This window comes from Calorimonas adulescens (genome assembly GCF_008274215.1).
Taxonomy (GTDB): domain Bacteria; phylum Bacillota; class Thermoanaerobacteria; order Thermoanaerobacterales; family UBA4877; genus Calorimonas; species Calorimonas adulescens.
In genome coordinates this window covers 123,550-140,196 of sequence record NZ_VTPS01000002.1, presented here as the reverse complement: position 1 = coordinate 140,196, position 16,647 = coordinate 123,550, and the positions used below count along the sequence as shown (strand labels likewise).

17 protein-coding genes, 5 tRNA genes and 1 riboswitch are annotated in these 16,647 nt (G+C 40.2%); of the genes, 18 read left to right on the top strand and 4 right to left on the bottom strand.

Translation table 11 applies throughout. From position 1 onward, the window contains the following. The first annotated feature begins 61 nt into the window (after positions 1-61). A complete protein-coding gene (locus tag FWJ32_RS02435) occupies positions 62-814 on the top strand; it encodes a fumarylacetoacetate hydrolase family protein (RefSeq protein WP_149544423.1) in 753 nt (250 codons plus the stop codon). 15 nt (positions 815-829) lie between these two features. Here FWJ32_RS02435 and FWJ32_RS02430 read toward each other — a convergent pair whose 3' ends face one another. Beyond that, positions 830-1,324: a hypothetical protein gene (locus FWJ32_RS02430; RefSeq protein ID WP_149544383.1), complete on the bottom strand. Its 495-nt coding sequence runs from the start codon at positions 1,322-1,324 to the stop codon at positions 830-832. 249 nt (positions 1,325-1,573) lie between these two features. Between FWJ32_RS02430 and FWJ32_RS02425 the strand changes: the two genes are divergently transcribed. The 10 genes from FWJ32_RS02425 (at position 1,574) to FWJ32_RS02380 (ending at position 9,434) form a co-directional block, all read left to right on the top strand. Beyond that, on the top strand, positions 1,574-2,017 hold the full coding sequence (locus tag FWJ32_RS02425; RefSeq protein ID WP_149544382.1) for an ACT domain-containing protein: 444 nt from the start codon (positions 1,574-1,576) through the stop codon (positions 2,015-2,017). Positions 2,018-2,027: 10 nt separating this feature from the next. Further along, positions 2,028-3,254, top strand: coding sequence for a homoserine dehydrogenase (locus FWJ32_RS02420; RefSeq protein WP_149544381.1), 1,227 nt, complete (start codon positions 2,028-2,030; stop codon positions 3,252-3,254). Between the two features lie 239 nt (positions 3,255-3,493). Further along, complete coding sequence (thrC, locus tag FWJ32_RS02415) at positions 3,494-4,543, top strand: threonine synthase (RefSeq protein ID WP_203227549.1); 1,050 nt, start codon at positions 3,494-3,496, stop codon at positions 4,541-4,543. Then, positions 4,540-5,385 (top strand): homoserine kinase, encoded by an 846-nt coding sequence (gene thrB, locus FWJ32_RS02410; protein WP_149544379.1) that lies wholly within the window; start codon positions 4,540-4,542, stop codon positions 5,383-5,385. The genes thrC and thrB overlap by 4 nt, the downstream gene beginning before the upstream one ends. 66 nt (positions 5,386-5,451) lie before the next feature. Then, entirely contained in the window at positions 5,452-5,577 is a 126-nt protein-coding gene (locus tag FWJ32_RS02405) for a hypothetical protein (protein ID WP_149544378.1), read from the top strand. A 136-nt stretch (positions 5,578-5,713) separates the two neighbouring features. After that, complete coding sequence (locus FWJ32_RS02400; RefSeq protein ID WP_149544377.1) at positions 5,714-6,019, top strand: hypothetical protein; 306 nt, start codon at positions 5,714-5,716, stop codon at positions 6,017-6,019. Between the two features lie 169 nt (positions 6,020-6,188). Next, positions 6,189-6,284 (top strand): MetS family NSS transporter small subunit, encoded by a 96-nt coding sequence (locus FWJ32_RS13800; RefSeq protein WP_149544376.1) that lies wholly within the window; start codon positions 6,189-6,191, stop codon positions 6,282-6,284. Positions 6,285-6,490: 206 nt separating this feature from the next. Then, positions 6,491-6,616 (top strand): hypothetical protein, encoded by a 126-nt coding sequence (locus FWJ32_RS13670; RefSeq protein WP_275266205.1) that lies wholly within the window; start codon positions 6,491-6,493, stop codon positions 6,614-6,616. 96 nt (positions 6,617-6,712) lie between these two features. After that, the gene (locus tag FWJ32_RS02385; protein ID WP_149544375.1) at positions 6,713-7,732 is read left to right on the top strand and encodes a LacI family DNA-binding transcriptional regulator; all 1,020 of its coding nucleotides are present in this window, start codon (positions 6,713-6,715) and stop codon (positions 7,730-7,732) included. Positions 7,733-7,808: 76 nt separating this feature from the next. Then, positions 7,809-9,434 carry a methyl-accepting chemotaxis protein gene (locus FWJ32_RS02380; protein WP_149544374.1) on the top strand — a complete coding sequence of 542 codons (1,626 nt, stop codon included), beginning with the start codon at positions 7,809-7,811 and terminating at the stop codon, positions 9,432-9,434. 14 nt (positions 9,435-9,448) lie between these two features. Here the strand turns inward: FWJ32_RS02380 and yyaC are convergent, their stop codons facing one another. Further along, a complete protein-coding gene (gene yyaC, locus FWJ32_RS02375; RefSeq protein ID WP_238988759.1) occupies positions 9,449-9,973 on the bottom strand; it encodes a spore protease YyaC in 525 nt (174 codons plus the stop codon). 72 nt (positions 9,974-10,045) lie between these two features. Here yyaC and FWJ32_RS02370 point away from each other — a divergent pair, with 72 nt between their 5' ends. Continuing rightward, a complete protein-coding gene (locus FWJ32_RS02370; protein ID WP_149544373.1) occupies positions 10,046-10,693 on the top strand; it encodes a hypothetical protein in 648 nt (215 codons plus the stop codon). 32 nt (positions 10,694-10,725) lie between these two features. On the opposite strand, the gene FWJ32_RS02365 is transcribed toward FWJ32_RS02370, so the two are convergent. Next, positions 10,726-13,068 (bottom strand): phosphodiester glycosidase family protein, encoded by a 2,343-nt coding sequence (locus FWJ32_RS02365; RefSeq protein ID WP_149544372.1) that lies wholly within the window; start codon positions 13,066-13,068, stop codon positions 10,726-10,728. 239 nt (positions 13,069-13,307) lie between these two features. Between FWJ32_RS02365 and FWJ32_RS02360 the strand changes: the two genes are divergently transcribed. From FWJ32_RS02360 to metK, 6 genes are all read left to right on the top strand, one after another. Beyond that, positions 13,308-13,383 (top strand) — tRNA-Pro (locus FWJ32_RS02360). 11 nt (positions 13,384-13,394) lie between these two features. Beyond that, positions 13,395-13,469, top strand: a tRNA-Glu gene (locus FWJ32_RS02355). 7 nt (positions 13,470-13,476) lie between these two features. Next, a tRNA-Val gene (locus FWJ32_RS02350) sits at positions 13,477-13,552 on the top strand. A gap of 7 nt (positions 13,553-13,559) precedes the next feature. Next, a tRNA-Thr gene (locus tag FWJ32_RS02345) sits at positions 13,560-13,635 on the top strand. A 12-nt stretch (positions 13,636-13,647) separates the two neighbouring features. Then, a tRNA-Tyr gene (locus FWJ32_RS02340) sits at positions 13,648-13,732 on the top strand. A gap of 91 nt (positions 13,733-13,823) precedes the next feature. Next, positions 13,824-13,923, top strand: a riboswitch (SAM riboswitch). 63 nt (positions 13,924-13,986) lie between these two features. Then, positions 13,987-15,183 (top strand): methionine adenosyltransferase, encoded by a 1,197-nt coding sequence (gene metK, locus FWJ32_RS02335; protein ID WP_149544371.1) that lies wholly within the window; start codon positions 13,987-13,989, stop codon positions 15,181-15,183. Between the two features lie 63 nt (positions 15,184-15,246). Here the strand turns inward: metK and FWJ32_RS02330 are convergent, their stop codons facing one another. Further along, positions 15,247-16,527 (bottom strand): nickel-dependent lactate racemase family protein, encoded by a 1,281-nt coding sequence (locus FWJ32_RS02330; RefSeq protein ID WP_162523472.1) that lies wholly within the window; start codon positions 16,525-16,527, stop codon positions 15,247-15,249. Between the last annotated feature and the right edge of the window lie 120 nt (positions 16,528-16,647).

Here is a 16,647-nt window from a genome sequence, read left to right as displayed (position 1 = left end):
AGAGATCAGGAAGATATTGTATAATGTAGTAAAGATGGGAATTAAAGGGGAGGAGATGTGTATGAAGATAGGAAGGTTCATGGATACCGACAAAATCTTTTATGGTGTGGTTGAGGGGGAGATCGTATATCCTATAGATGGGGATATATACGGCTCGTATCGGAGGGATGCTACAAAAAAGTATCTAAAGGATCTCAAGATACTTGCACCCAGTGTCATTACCAAGGCTGTATGCGTAGGGGTAAATTATAAGTCGCACTCTGAGGAGTTGAATCATAAGCTGCCTTCCGAACCACTTTTATTTATTAAACCAACCAGTGCTGTAATAAACCCAGAGGAAGAAATAATAAGACCTTCGGAGTCATCAAGGGTAGACTATGAAGGCGAGCTGGTTGTGGTTATTGGTAAAAGGGCTAAGGATGTTGACATTGGCAATGTTGATAATTATATCCTGGGTTATACGTGCGGCAATGATGTGACCGCAAGAGACCTGCAGCAAAGGGATGGTCAGTGGACCAGAGCAAAATCTTTTGACACATTCCTGCCCTTCGGTCCTTTTATTGAGACCGAGCTAAACCCGGATGACCTATCGCTTAGGACATATCTGAATGGTAAAGTTGTGCAGGAAACAAGGACATCCAACCTCATTTTCAAGGTCAAGGAGCTGGTTTCTTTCATATCCCACTGTATGACCCTGTTTCCTGGGGATATAATCATGACAGGTACCCCATCAGGAATTGGCCCAATGGAGGCGGGAGACATTGTAGAGGTGGAAATAGAGGGCATAGGGAAACTCCGAAACCATGTAAAGTAATCAAAATAATGGCTTTCAATTGTCTTGCGTTGTAATTATGTTTTTCAGGTCCTGGGTATATCGTTCAATCTTGGTTATCATGCTTGAATACCTCAGGACCTCTTTTTCGTTTTTCTGTATGGTTGTCGTGAGGGTATCCATAACATTGGCAAAGAGATTGTCTATAGAGATATATTCTTCAATGTTGCCTGCATCTAAGTCAGTTTCCATCACATTATTGCCTGATAATTTATATAATATAAGCCTCCTGTCTGGTTTTAATACAATTTTTTCCTCTATGCCTTTGTCACTTATTAAGATTCCTTCTCCAATGCTGAATGTCCTGCCATCATAACTTTTTAATATTATATTGTCTTTAAGGACATATCTCTGAAGAGCTAAATAAATGTCTTTGATGTTTTCAAGGCTGTCTGCCATTACCCTTCTGAGTTCCTTTTCTGCCATTTCCTTATCTTTCTCTGCTTTTTCGAGGTGTTCCATCAACTTTTTTAGTTCTTCTATAGTACCCATTGTATCACCCGTTATTATCTTTTCCTTAGAATTATGTATTATTCGGGAGGTGGACTTATATTATATGTTTGTATTTTTAGTTTTCCAGAGAGATAAAGTAATTATAAGCTAATGTTAGAAATAAAGAAGATAGTAAATATGAATAATGTCAATAAAGATATTAGAATTTGTATTCTTGTCTATATAATGCTATACTATATCCATATATAAAGCACAAATGTATTTATATAAAAGACTGGGGGATTTTTTATGAAACAGGATGCAGAGTATTACATTGTTGAAGCCGATGCTCTTCCTGAAGTTTTTAAAAAGGTAATGGCGGCAAAAAACCTGCTGGCATCAGGAAAGGCTGAGACAATCAAAGATGCTGTAAATGAAATTGGCATAAGCAGAAGTGCGTATTACAAATACAAGGATTCTATATTTCCGTTTTTTGATGCAAGGGTTGCAAAGATTATAACCTTATCTTTAACGTTGGAACATAAGCCTGGCATACTTTCCAATGTCCTCAATATATTGGCTTCGGCAGGTGGCAATATACTGACGATTAATCAAAACATACCACTAAATCAGATTGCTAATGTTACCATTTCATTTGATACTAAGAACATGAAGATAAAGCTCAATGAGCTGATTTCAAAGCTTGCAGAGATACCTGGTGTAATCAGAAATGAAATAATTGCTGAACAATAGGGGTGGGAGTATGGAAATAGGTCTTTTGGGATTTGGTACAGTTGGCAAGGGTGTATATGAGTTGCTGAATAAGAACAGAGCGCTGATGAGTTCGTTGCTTGGCGAGGAATTAAAAGTAAAAAAGATATTGGTTAAAGACATAAATAAACACAGGATGGATGAGGCGTATCCTTTAATTACAGACGATCCTGAAGAAATACTGGAGGACGGGGACATCAGGTTGGTGGTAGAGGTGATGGGGGGAATCGAACCCACCTATACCTATGTGGAAAGGGCCATTGAGAGAAGTAAAAATGTGGTTACGGCAAACAAGGACATGATTTCTGTAAAAGGAAGTGAGCTATATTTCAAGGCTAAAGAAAATGGAGTGGAGATAGCTTTTGAAGCCAGTGTTGGAGGCGGGATACCTATAATCAAGCCTATGATTGACTATATATCCAATGACATGGTATATGAGATATGCGGGATATTAAATGGTACATCCAACTATATTATGTCTCGCATGGAAGAGGGTATTGACTATGATAGAGCCCTTGCGGAGGCAAGGGAAAAAGGATATGCTGAAAGTGATCCTACCAATGATGTGGAAGGTTTTGATGCAAGGAGGAAGATAACTATCCTTTCCTCTTTAGCATATAGGAGAAAGATAAATGTGGAGGACATTCCGGCAAGAGGGATAACGGATATAGATATTGGAGATTTTAAGCTGGCCGGGCTTTTGGGTTATTCGATAAAACCTGTGGCGGTGAGCCGTATAGCTGGGAATTTTATATACAGTATGGTGGCCCCTATGCTGGTTGAAAGAGACAATTTTCTAAATAATGTGCGTGGCGTAATTAATGGTATAAAGATTAAAGGTGATTCTTTAGGGGAGCTTATGTTTACAGGAGCTGGTGCGGGTAAGTTCCCTACTGCCACGGCTGTTATAGGTGATATCATGGATATATTGAAGGGACATAAGGTTAAATTTTCACGGTTTGAGGATTGCAGTGTAAGACCATATTCTGAGATGGAGACGAGGTTTTATGTAAGGATTAAAGCAGGGGACAGCGGCCAGGCCATGGAGGATATTTCGGTAATATTCGACGATATAAGGATGTCGTGCCTTCCTGAAAGCAGTGATATAGCATTTATAACAAAGAGGATGACAGAAGAGAAACTGAGAATATATTTGAATAATATGGGGTTCATGGACTCTGTATCCAGCATAGACAAATATCTACCTGTGCTGGATTAATAGGTATTCTTGAGCCTGTATATGAGATGCAAATCTACTGCATGGTGTATAAAAATCTGTAGGCATCACTGAAATGGGCTGATGAATGGATGCCGACTGGAGGTTTATACGGTAAAATACAGACGTGAATATTAAAGGTTCAAGATGAGTATTAGATGCCGGGATACTACTGACATATTATATTAATTCATTGTTATAATTTGACTTAACATTATTTTAGAAGGGGATGCAATAACATAATGTGGAAGGGGATAATAGAGGAATACAGGGAATATATGCCGGTGAATGAGAAGACCAGAATTATTACTATGCTGGAGGGGAATACCCCACTTATATACGCTGAAAACATATCAAAAGATTTTGGAATAAACCTATACTTCAAATATGATGGATTAAACCCTACAGGGTCTTTCAAGGATCGCGGGATGACCCTTGCTATCAGCAAAGCGATGGAAGACGGCGCAAGGGCAGTTGTGTGCGCATCTACAGGCAACACATCAGCGTCTTGCGCAGCATATGCTGCCAGGGCAGGCCTTAAGGCCATTGTACTTATACCAGACGGGAAAATAGCCAAGGGGAAATTGGCCCAGGCTATAGCCTATGGGGCCAATATTTTTGCCATTGATGGTAATTTTGATTCAGCCTTGAGGCTGGTGAGGGACATGGCTGATCGTTTTAAACTGACCATAGTAAACTCATTAAATCCATATAGATTGATCGGACAGAAATCGGCTGCATTTGAAATATGTGACTGTATAGGATGCCCTGAATATGTATTTATCCCGGTCGGAAATGCAGGGAATATATCTGCTTACTGGATGGGATTTAAGGAATATTTCAATAATGGTAAAATAGACAAACTGCCACACATGATGGGATTTCAGGCGGCAGGTGCGGCTCCTATCGTGGAGGGAAGGGTGATAGAAAAACCTGAGACCATAGCTACAGCCATAAGGATAGGAAATCCTGTAAGCTGGGATAAGGCTATAAATGCAGCAGGTGAATCAGGAGGAGAGATTGACAGCGTGACTGATGAGGATATACTTAAGGCTTACAGATATATGGCCTCAGCAGAAGGGATATTTGCTGAACCGGCTTCTGCAGCTTCTCTTGCAGGACTTATTAAAAAGGTTGAGCAGGGACGTGTGTCACAGGGCTCTACGGTAGTCTGCATTTTGACGGGTAACGGCCTTAAGGACCCAGACACAGCCACCGGGTTATCTTTGCATATTAGGCATGTATCTGGAAGCGGGAAAGAGATTATTGAGGATTTGGAGGGCATGATATGAGGGTGAGAGTGCCAGCAAGCACTGCAAACCTTGGACCCGGTTTTGACTGCTTTGGCCTGGCCTTGGACATATATGATTTTGTAGAACTCAGGTACGGAGAGCCTGAAGATAATCTTGCATATTTAGCTTTCAGGAAAGCACTCGAGTACAAGGGAATGGAGATACCTACAGGGTTAAGATGCAGCATATATGGAGATATACCAGCATCCAGAGGACTTGGCAGCAGTGCAGCGTGTATTATAGGGGGACTCATACTGGCAAATAAATATATGGATGATACCTTGAGCGAGGATGAAATATTGAGTATAGCCTGTGAGATAGAAGGGCATCCTGACAATGTAGTACCGGCTCTGAAGGGGGGATTCCATATATCCTATTTGGACGGAGGAAAGATAAAATCCACACAGGTACCCGTACCGGACAACCTGATATTTGCCATCATGGTCCCTGAGTTTCCTTTGAGTACGGAAAGAGCCAGAGCAGTTTTACCCAGATCAATCTCCTATGCCGATGCTGTCTATAATATAAGCAGGGCCTCCTTGTTAATAAAGAGCTTTGTCACATCAGACTTTTCACTGATGAAGGAGGCCTTTAATGACAGGTTGCATCAACCATACAGGTTACCTATTATTCCTGAAGCACGTAAAATAATGGATATGTTCAAAGCCTCTGGCTGCCTTGGTTATTTCCTGAGCGGCTCTGGTTCTTCAATTATTGGAGTATTTGATAATAAAATTGATGCAAACAAGCTGGTGAAGGGGCTAAACGGGTTAAAGGGCGGCTGGCAAATGCGCACAGCGAGGCCTGACAAGGATGGGGCGTTGGTGGATGGCAATAGTTAAATGATTTAGTCATGCAGATTCAGTTACAGTATGGGTTAAAAATATTTAAAGAAGTGGAGGAAGGTTATGAACAATGAAGCCAGGAGAGAATGGGGTTCAAGGATTGGATTTGTGCTTGCCGCTATTGGCCCGGCAATAGGGCTTGGAAATATATGGCGCTTTCCATATCTTGCATATGAAAATGGTGGATGAGCGTTTCTGATACCGTACCTTATAGCTGTACTTCCAGCGGGTATCCCTTTAGAGCGTGCTTCCAAGATCTTGATGCCACTGTTGTTTGCAATGATGGTAATATTAATGATGAGAGGTGTTACATTAGAACGCATTTATCACTGCATTTGCAGATACGGGATTTGCTTTTATTTCAGGTTTAGCCGTATTTTCTATATTAGGCTATATGTCTACAGTCCAAGGTGTTCCATTTGAAGAAGTGGTTACCCAGAGCATGGGCCTTGCATTTGTAGTGTTTCCAAAGGGTATAGCTATGATGCCTTTTGCTCCATGTTTTTTTGGGCTTTTGTTTTTCGGATGTTTATTCTTTGGAGGCCTTACATCCAGCATGTCAATGGTAGAGGCTTTTGCATCAGGAGTGATAGATAGGACAAAAGGTGACAGATTGTGGACCATTTTGTAAATGCTTATGGGGTTGTGCTGGCAGGATTGTCTGAAACGATATTCCTTGGGTACTATTTTGGTACTAAGAAATTGAGAGACCATTTTAATCCCATTTCAGATTTTCAGGTTGGCACATGGTGGGACATCTTGATTAAGTATTTTACCCCAAAGCGGGGAGGGAGCAAATAATGAGCATTAGTTCTATTGTTATGTTGATTATTATATGTTTGATTCTATACGGTGGCTTGGGAGTTTGCCTTAGCATAGCCATGAGAAGACAATAAAAGCCATATGTTGTATCTAAGACGGGCGAGAAAACCCCTCTTTTCTTGCTTGCATTTTACCATCACATATGACATAGAGTTAACCGTGACATAGTCAACAGGTCTATGGAAGTAATCGGAAATTATGTTATATAGATTCAGTTCATAATTTTTGTGATAAGATGGTCTCTCGTCTCATATAATGTATCAGGATTGGGGTGGGTTATATGAGTACGGGAATAATGGCCATTGTTGCTCTTTTTGTCATAGCTACCGGTTTTTTATATGCTGTATTTGCCTTTTTACCCCTTATGTATGATAAAAATAAAGAAGGAGAACGGCAAGATAAGTGATCCCTGCAAGGGGTTATTTTTTTAATTAATTTTTTTAAAAAATACTTTACACAAGGAAAAACTTTTCCTATAATTATAGTAAGAGTACGAAGGGGGATGATCAACATTAAAATAACAATAAAAGACGTGGCCAAAAGAGCTGGAGTTTCAATATCAACCGTTTCACGGGTCATTAATGACAGTAAGCCTGTTTCTGATGAAGCAAAACAGAGGGTGCTGGATGCAATAAAGGAAACGGGGTACAGGCCGAATCAACTGGCAAGGGGCCTTGTGCTGCGTAAATCCAACATAATAGGCATGATAATACCAGATATTGCAAATCCTTATTATGCCGCAATAGTTGAAGGGGCAGAAGAGATTGCCAATATGTATGGGTATACATTGCTTTTATGTAACACTCACGGCGAGCTGGACAAGGAAATCGAATATCTGAATCTTATGGCAGATAAACAGGCAGATGGGCTCGTGTTTATGACAGGAAAATTGAAGTCTGAGCATGTTGATTGGTTTAAGAATGCAGAGATTAAAACGTGTTTTATTAATCTATATTCAAGGGAACTGGACATCCCAATGGTAAGTATAGACAATTACAATGCTGTCACTGAGGCAATAAACTATCTTATAAGCAATGGTCATGTAAAAATAGGTATGCTATATGCACCGGATGTGGATGATTTACTTCAGGAAGAGAGGCTGAGGGCATACAAAGAAGCATTGAAAAATCATGGCCATGAGTTTGATGAGGATGTAGTGTCAGAATGCCGTTTTAGCATAGAGAGCGGTTATGTAAAGACAAAAGAATTGCTAAATAATAAAAAGGTTGATGCATTGCTTCTTACCAATGATGTTGCTGCAATAGGAGCCATGAAGGCCGCAACAGAAATGGGCTATAGGGTTCCAGAAGATATTTCTATAATGGGTTTTGATGACATCAGCTTTTCTGCTTACTATCAACCGTCTCTGACATCTATTAATCAGCCAACGTATGATATGGGAGCAGTAGCAACGAGAATGGTGATAAAACAAATTGCCGGGGAACAAGTGGAAAAAATGATCTTACTCCCACACAAGCTTGTAGAAAGGGAATCCACAGTAAAAATGTCGAATAATATATAAAAAAGATATAAAAAAGAAGATTATTGTTGTTAAAATTTCCCCCTTGAATTATAATGATACTTGAGGGGGGGATTTTATGTTTAAAATGAACTTGAGAAGAGAAATATCTTTGATTCTGGTCTTATTATTTCTCATTATTGTTGGGATATCAGTTTTCAACTATTTTGCAACCCAGGGGATAAGACAGAATGTGGACGCAATTAAAGAAACCATAACCAGCCAGTCAAAAGTTACAATTGACCTTACCTTGAACACCCAGCTGCTTTCATCGTCGGTCTACAGATATCAATCTCATAGTGCGACATCTCAGGAAATTAATAAATCCATCGAGTATGTAGAAGGAAACGTTAAAAATATTGATGCCCTTGTATCCAAATTGAATAATAAGGACATAAAAGCCCTTTTGGATGACCTGAAAAATAATTTAAATGAGCTGAAAAACAATGTTGGACGGGTCAGCACCTATTATAATCCTGAGACTGATGTTATAAGCACAAGCCTTATGAGGACAGAAGCAGACAAGATAGCAACAGATGCTGCTAACATCAACTACATGATCACTCAGAGCTTTTTGCCTGAGTTTGACAGAGTAGATAGAGATGTAGATGGTATCTCAAAAATCACATTGGTGGTAGTATTGATAGGTACGCTGGTGGCAATGGCTGGTAGTCTCATGGTATATTTAAACCTTTCTAGGTCAGTTAAAAACATAAAGGAGAATGCTGGTGATGTGGAAAGTAAGGTAGAGAAAGTGACGTCGACCATAGAAGATGTAGAAAAAGCTGCCAGGGAGAGTACAGAAGGATTAAGCCAGGCTACAGAAAATGTCAGGACACTTTGTGAAAGCATTGACCAAATAAGCCAGGCCATAACCGATGTATCTAATTCCATGACAAGCATTTCTAAGATAAACGATGAACTATCAGCCTCATCGGAAAGAGTCCTGTCTACTGTAAGTAGATCCCGGGACAAGATGAATACGGAGATTGACATGTTATCGCAAGATGGAGAGAAGATAGTTTCTTTGATTGACATATTGAATTCCAGCATTAAGGATACAAAGGAAAAGTCCAGTACACTTACACAATTGGAGAACAAGGTCAATGATGTTAGAGGAATTTTAACAGTGATTGAGGAAATTGCTGATCAGACCAACCTGCTCTCTCTAAATGCTGCTATTGAGGCTGCAAGGGCGGGAGAAGCTGGCAAGGGTTTTGCGGTAGTCGCAGATGAGATAAGAAAACTGGCAGCGAGGTCCAGTGAAAGCGTCGAAAAGATAGGTAATATAATAAATGATATAATTCTATTTGCCAACAATACAACTGAGAGCATACAAAAAAGCGTTGGAGAGTCTGAGGCTGCCTGTATGGAGGTAAATGCGGTTAAAGATTTGTTCAGAAGAGTCTCAGAGGTATTTGAAGACATTAAAAGTGCGTTTACAGAAATTTCAGTGGTGGCCAAGGAGAACGAAAAGAGTTCGCTTAATACTCAACATGAGACAGAGCAGGTTGTAGCAGCCAGCGAGGAGGTTTCGGCTCAAATTGAGGAGATCCTATCCTCCTCTGAAGAGGTTACCAGCATCTTAGAAAAAGTTCTTAGCAACAATGATGTCACCATGAAGAAACTGGACGAGCAGATTAATAACATAAAAGATCAGATCGCTGGTATCAATAAGATTTTTGAAGCACTGCGTTCATTCTAAATTTTAATAACGGCTTACAAATAACTGAGATAATTGTTCGCATCTATGGATTGCAGTATGCCATTACATATAGTCTCAGCCATATTTACGATTAAATCTAATCTTATATTGTGGAGGTTGTAAGAATTGTATTCATCTACTATACCGACTATTGAAATATCTCCTACAGCTGGCATCATTTTGCCAACTCCTTTGCCAGGATAAATAGGTCTATTGTTTAATACTATTTTACCGACGTTAATAGGTTCGCCAAGACAGGCATCCACAGCGACAAGATTGCTATAGGGATGCCTTTTTTTTATCTCTTTTAGTGTATCATACAGGTTTATGGCATGTACTGGATTTTCTAAAGTGCCATATACCGGGCCAGGATAAAGGTTTTTTTTCAAGAAATATCCAACAAACGGTCCTAATGAGTCACCTATCCATTTGTCAGTACCTATACACAGTATTATAGTCCTTGTGTCCACATAATTTTTAAGAAACTTTGATATCATGGTACTGGAGTCTCTATTCCTATAATTTACTCTGACTTCCAAGTTAAAATCACCCCTTGTAATGTATAATATGAGCAATATTTATCAATACTTTATCTTGAGGTGGATGTTATAATGGTTACCGAAAGATACAGCGCACCAGCTCTGGTGCTAATAACCTGTGTCTCTATTATATTTATGCTGGATATGAGGATAGGTGACACAAGTACATCAGTGCATTTGACAGAAAGAAGAGAGGACCCATGTGTTGTTGTCCAAGACAACGTAAAATTGATTGATACAGCAGGTTCTGACGAGTCCGACAAAGAGGAATTACAGAAGGATGAAGATAGTTTATGTAACAGTTCAATGGAAGATATTCCACCTCAGAGGGTAAGGGATAGTGATATTGTCAGTGGCATTAGAGAACAGTTTCCTCTTACTGAGATTCCATGGCCAAAATGGGAAGAGGTACAAAAAAGGGTGGAGGGAAATAACATAGATGGTAAAAACACACAGGACATGGATATAAATTTTATAGAACTAAATGAGATGATTAAAAGTATACCTGCGCAGGAAAAATATGAAAGCATGATGATATTGACTAAATTGAAAAAAGAAGACATTGCTTTTATATTGAAGACTTACGAGGATGGGGTTACGAAGGATGAAGAAAAAGCAGTAAGGGAAGTACTTAGAAATGCCCTTTCATCAGAGGATTATGAGAAGATAATGAAAATTGCAGAGGAGAGCTATGTCAAACAAAAAACTGGTGTAAAATAGAGCGGAGATATTTCTCTCCGCTCTATCAAAGGTTATTCAAACAGGCTGTTCTTTTGATAGTAGACCTCATTGCCATTTACCTCAATCAGGGCATAGGGCATTGTTGAAACATCACTCTTTACGGCATTTTTAGTACCACTGAGGCCAAGATACCTTATTTCATCGTTTAAAGCAGTATAAAAATTTTGTCCACCTTGATATAGAATCCATACATTTTTGCCTGTTGAGTTTTTAAAGTCCTTAAGAGTGTTTTCTAGTAGAGCTGCCTCTCTTTGGTCTGTAAATCCACTGCTTCCCCAAACAGGTGTATTTAAAACAAGAAATATATTTTCACCATTTGCGTTCTTTAAATAGTCCTTTAGAGCAAACCACTGGCTGGCATCAGTTGCTCTCAGTCCTCCTTTTGATGAATCCATGACTATGAAACTGGAGTTTCTGAATTCATACAGGCCAGGACTGTCTATTGCTATATATGGGATTTTTAAGTTGTTAAACTTTTTAGCGTTCTTCCCCATAAACACGGCAAAAGATGATGTCTCGTTAGCTTTATCTACAGCCTTTGAAAGCATCAGGGTTTGGAGCAAAGTGCTGGTGCTGGTATCGCCATAAACAAATATGTTGTAAGAGTTCATGTCATTATTTACATTGATCTTTTTGTTATATGGGTCCACATCCTCAAGACGGATATTGTCTGGTACATCAGTAGTCTGTGGTGCATTGCCGACTGTTACCGGTATATTGATATATGTCCCATCAAACTCGGCTCTTATATATCCTGAAGCATTTAAAGTACCTGAAGTAAAAATGCCATCTTCTATTTTTCCGACGTTGCCATAGATAGTCCATTCAATATCAGCAGGGTCTATGGTTGCTGTATAACCGTCTTTATCCTTGCCGTATATCTTAATCTCTGTCTTTGTATTATAGTCTGTGGTTATTGTTGATATATTTGACTTTAAGATTATTGGCTTGTCCAGGACGTTTATATTAAATTCTTCAGAAACACCTTTATATTTCACAGTGATGACGGCCTGGCCAGGCGATTGCGGAATAAAACTGTTGTCCTCAAACTTGCCCTTTACATTACTTACATTGAATGTAACACGGGCCATGTCCACATCTACAGGATTATATTTCTCGTCGTAGGCAAATACCCCTATCTTTGCACGGGTACCGACGAACACGTTATTGTCAGCCTTGATTTTTAGTCCCCTGACATCTCCGGCTTCAGCATTGTTAAATACACCTATGGCATCAGCAACACGCCTCTCTTTTCCGTCTGAAGGTTTATTTGCGGTAACATAATTTTTTTCTCCTAAAGGCCTTATCACCATAGTTGTAGAACCGCCGCCATCAAGATTTATCGCATTATACGCCCCTATATCCAGCATGAGCTGGGCCATTTCACTCTCCAGTAAGCCCATAGAGCTCCCGTTTCTGCCATCAACAGTGACGAGGAACAATTTATTTCCCTCTCTATTTATACCAATTGACGTTCGAGCTGTCGGCTTTGGTACGGGATCATGGGTTATCGGGGCTATGGTGCCATCCTTTACAAGCATTGTGCCACCGCTCACAGACAGTTTCAGATTGTGGTATTCAGGGGTAGTATCAAGGTTAATCACAAGTTTATCTCCAGGAACCAGCATTGAAAGCTGCTGAGAAGTATCACCATTACTTACCAGGGCATACGCTCCTTCCGGGATTTTCACTGAAGGCTGATTTGGCCTGACATCCAGCACTGTTCCATCCTTGTCGACAATAACCTCAGTATGGTTTGGATTACCATTGGCTCCGGGTGTATTGCCCCAGTGGTAATCATAAAGGCTTAGATATTGTCCACTGGAGGCTTTATTAAAAGACGCAATGGGTAATGAGGTACCGTCAGGTAAGGAAACGCTAAAGTTATATGTCCAATATTCAAAGAAGATGTTCCCGTCCCTGTCGATATTAAAACTGCTCAATTTACCATACAAACTCTTATCTGGGGGGCCTGAAATAAGTACACCATCTGATACAATCTGACCTATAGGGCTTCCAGATTTTGTATCAAAGAAGTCGCCGTTTATAGCAGCTACGCTGCCAGCTTCACTGGCCATAGAAGACACAGTGGACGGCTGAGACAACCCTTCCGACCCATATAAGGCATCGATGTCTATATCCTTATTATTAAGTTCCACCTCAAGAATATTTATATCAAGCCAACCAGAGGTGGTAAATCTTTCTATAGTGGTATGAGTTACACCCTCGGAAAGCACCTCACTTTGAGTCTTTTCATTGATAATTTGATAGTCACTTGCGTACACTATGGATGTAAAGGAATTCAATAATAATACAGAGACCATTATGGCATAAATTTTTTTGTAGAATTTCATCCCATCACCTCATAAACTGTTGTCATATAACTATTATAACCATAGATAGTTTAAAAAGGGTTAAATTAATATTACAATTAGGTTACAAATTTCAGTTTAATGTTTTACGAAGATTTAATGAGTTTTAATTAGATATATTAAGCTAATGCTACATAATCATGAAATATGGCTAAATTTCATGATTGTACATATTCTGGAATGCAAGTATAATAAACAATGTCATATGAACGCCGTGTGAGCGGGGCGTAGCGCAGTTGGTAGCGCGCGTGGTTTGGGACCATGAGGCCGTGGGTTCAAGTCCCGCCGCCCCGACCAGTGTGAAGAGAGACCCCGTGGTCAAGTGGTTAAGACATCGCCCTTTCACGGCGGTAACAGGGGTTCGAATCCCCTCGGGGTCACCAGTAGTATGGGCACATAGCTCAGCTGGGAGAGCACCTGCCTTACAAGCAGGGGGTCACAGGTTCGAGCCCTGTTGCGCCCACCATATATATGCTGGCGTAGCTCAATCGGCAGAGCAGCTGATTTGTAATCAGCGGGTTGTAGGTTCAAGTCCTATCGCCAGCTCCAGTTGAATAATGTGGAGGGATACCCAAGTGGCTAAAGGGGGCAGACTGTAAATCTGTTGGCGCGGCCTTCGATGGTTCGAATCCATCTCCCTCCACCATACAAAAGCCTGCAGAGGCTTTTTATTGTTTATGTTTGACTTAAAGAGTAATTTATGCTATCATTACATAGTAAATTGAATAGATAAGATTCTCTTATCAAGAGTGGCGGAGGGACAGGCCCTGTGAAACCCGGCAACCAGCTTTGCATGGTGCTAATTCCTGCAGAATGGATAATTCTGAAAGATGGGGGAAAAGGAAATATGCCTCTTCTTTTGGAAGAGGTTTTATTATGTAATTTTAAAGGAGGAAAAAGATGAAAAAATTATTCACTTCTGAGTCAGTTACAGAAGGGCATCCGGATAAAATATGCGATCAGATAGCTGATGCTGTGCTGGATGCGATTATAGCTCAAGACCCCGATGCCAGAGTTGCCTGTGAAGTGGCTACTATAACAGGGCTGGTGCTGGTTATGGGGGAGATAACAACCCAGTGTTATGTTGATATACCTAAGATAGCTCGCCAGACAATAAGAGAGATTGGATACACAAGGGCAAAATTTGGATTTGACGGTGATACCTGTGCCATAATAACATCAATTGATGAACAGTCACCAGATATAGCATTGGGGGTAAATCAGTCTCTGGAAGTGAAGAGGGGATATTCGGGCAGTACATATGATCTGATTGGTGCAGGCGACCAGGGGATGATGTTTGGCTATGCATGTAATGAGACCCCGGAACTCATGCCCATGCCAATTTCCTTTGCCAATAAGCTGGCGAAGAGATTGGCGGAGGTTAGAAAGGATGGGACTATTCCATATCTCAGGCCGGATGGCAAAACTCAGGTGACCATTGAGTATGATGGTGATAAACCAGTGAGGGTTGATACTATTGTGGTTTCGGCACAGCATCATCCAGAGGTGGACCATGATACTATAGAAAAAGATATCATAGAATATGTCATAAAACCTGTCATTCCGGCGGAGTTCTTAGACGATAACACAAAATACTATATAAATCCAACGGGCAGGTTTACCGTGGGTGGCCCTCAAGGTGACTCAGGACTTACCGGGCGTAAGATTATTGTAGACACCTATGGTGGATATGCAAGACATGGCGGCGGGGCCTTCTCCGGGAAAGACCCCACAAAGGTAGACAGGTCAGCCAGTTATGCGGCCAGATATGTGGCTAAGAATATTGTCGCTGCAGGTATAGCAGATAAGTGCGAGGTGGAACTGGCGTATGCAATAGGTGTGGCCAGGCCAATATCCATAAGGGTCGATACCTTTGGCACGGGAAGAATACCGGATGATAAAATTATTGAACTGATAAATAATAATTTTGACCTCAGACCAGCAGCAATTATAGATAAACTTGACTTAAGAAAACCAATTTACAGACAGACGGCAGCCTATGGCCATTTTGGTAGGACAGATCTTGACCTCTCATGGGAAAAGACAGATAAGGCAGAAGAGTTAAGAGAACAGGTATCAATAAAAAATCTGGTATAGCAACAGCTATACCAGATTTTTTATAAAGGTGCAGCATGTATCTTTTTTATTTTCAAGGTGGTATCATTTATCTGTTATTTTGGGTATGGTTGTGGAACCATAAGGCATAATATATATGCTGTTTATAGGCTTTTTATTGACTATATTACAAATCGTATCGTTTATATTGTCCACTGTTATGAACCCCATGTCTTTTACTGTTTCATCCGGATCTTTTGACATGAGATAAACACTGTATTTTTGGGCTATATAAACCGCATAGTAAAATATATAGCCCTCTATAGTAAAGTGTTTGCGTAATTCTTTCTCAAGGTTATCAAAAGGAAGATATTTGCCCCATCCATAAAATTTATCACTGCCGCCGCCTTCTATACACTCCGCCAGAAATACTATATTTCCCCCATCTTTAGTAGCCGCTGCCGCATTGAAAAGTGACTTGGTAGCCTGGTACAGATTTATATCCTTGGGATAACCGCCGCACGAAACGATTGTAAGGTCAGATGGTTTATCTATATTTATTGAAAAGGCGTCGTCGGCAAATTTGCACCCTTCATACCATGCCGCATAGGGGTCGCCACAGAAGATACCGATTGTTTTGCCGTCACCATCAACAACGAGATTGATGAGGAAAATGGGGGCTACCATATTCATAGCCTCAACCATATCCATATTTAAGGGATTATCTTCCAGTTTTCCCGTACCGACTCTTGGATCAATCCCCTGACCATCAGGTTTCATTGTATGGACATGGTTTTGAAATATAGTCTTTCGACTGACACACCCAGGAAGTATAGACTTTCGCCCTCCACCAAACCCTGCCATGTCATGGTGGACAATTCCCCCGGTAATTATGACTTTTCTATTTAAAAGCAGTTTATTAACCTCTACCTCTGTGCCAAGACTGGTTGTTCCTATATATTGCAAATTGCTGTAATCATCACAGTCATGCTGTACTATATTTATCCTTCCATATATTTCTTTCCCCACCAAACTTGCAATTTCTTCTTCTGTCTGAAATCTATGGGTTCCAAGGGCAACTAATATAACGATATCTTCATCTTTTATGCCAGAAGAGTTTAGACTATTTACAAGAGGCGGCAATATATTATTAATTCCGATCCAGCTTCGCGTAGCATCACTTATGACAATGGTTATTTTGTCAGTTGGACTTAAAAGATTGGGTAATGGTGGGGACTCAATTGGATTATTAATACTATAGATAAGCGCACTCTCGATGTCAGGAATTGGTGATGAGGCTTCCGGCTCAAGAACAGTAATGTCTGACTTTTCTGGTACACTGATATTCACATATTCCTTTCCATATTTTAAACTATATTCTATCACTGCTGATTCCCCCTTCAGCTTTTTTATAATTATAACAAAAAATTAAAATAAATGCTATTATAAGTAGCCGAATGAAAGCGTTTCATTATGACTTTTAAATTGCATTATGCAAAAGTATTG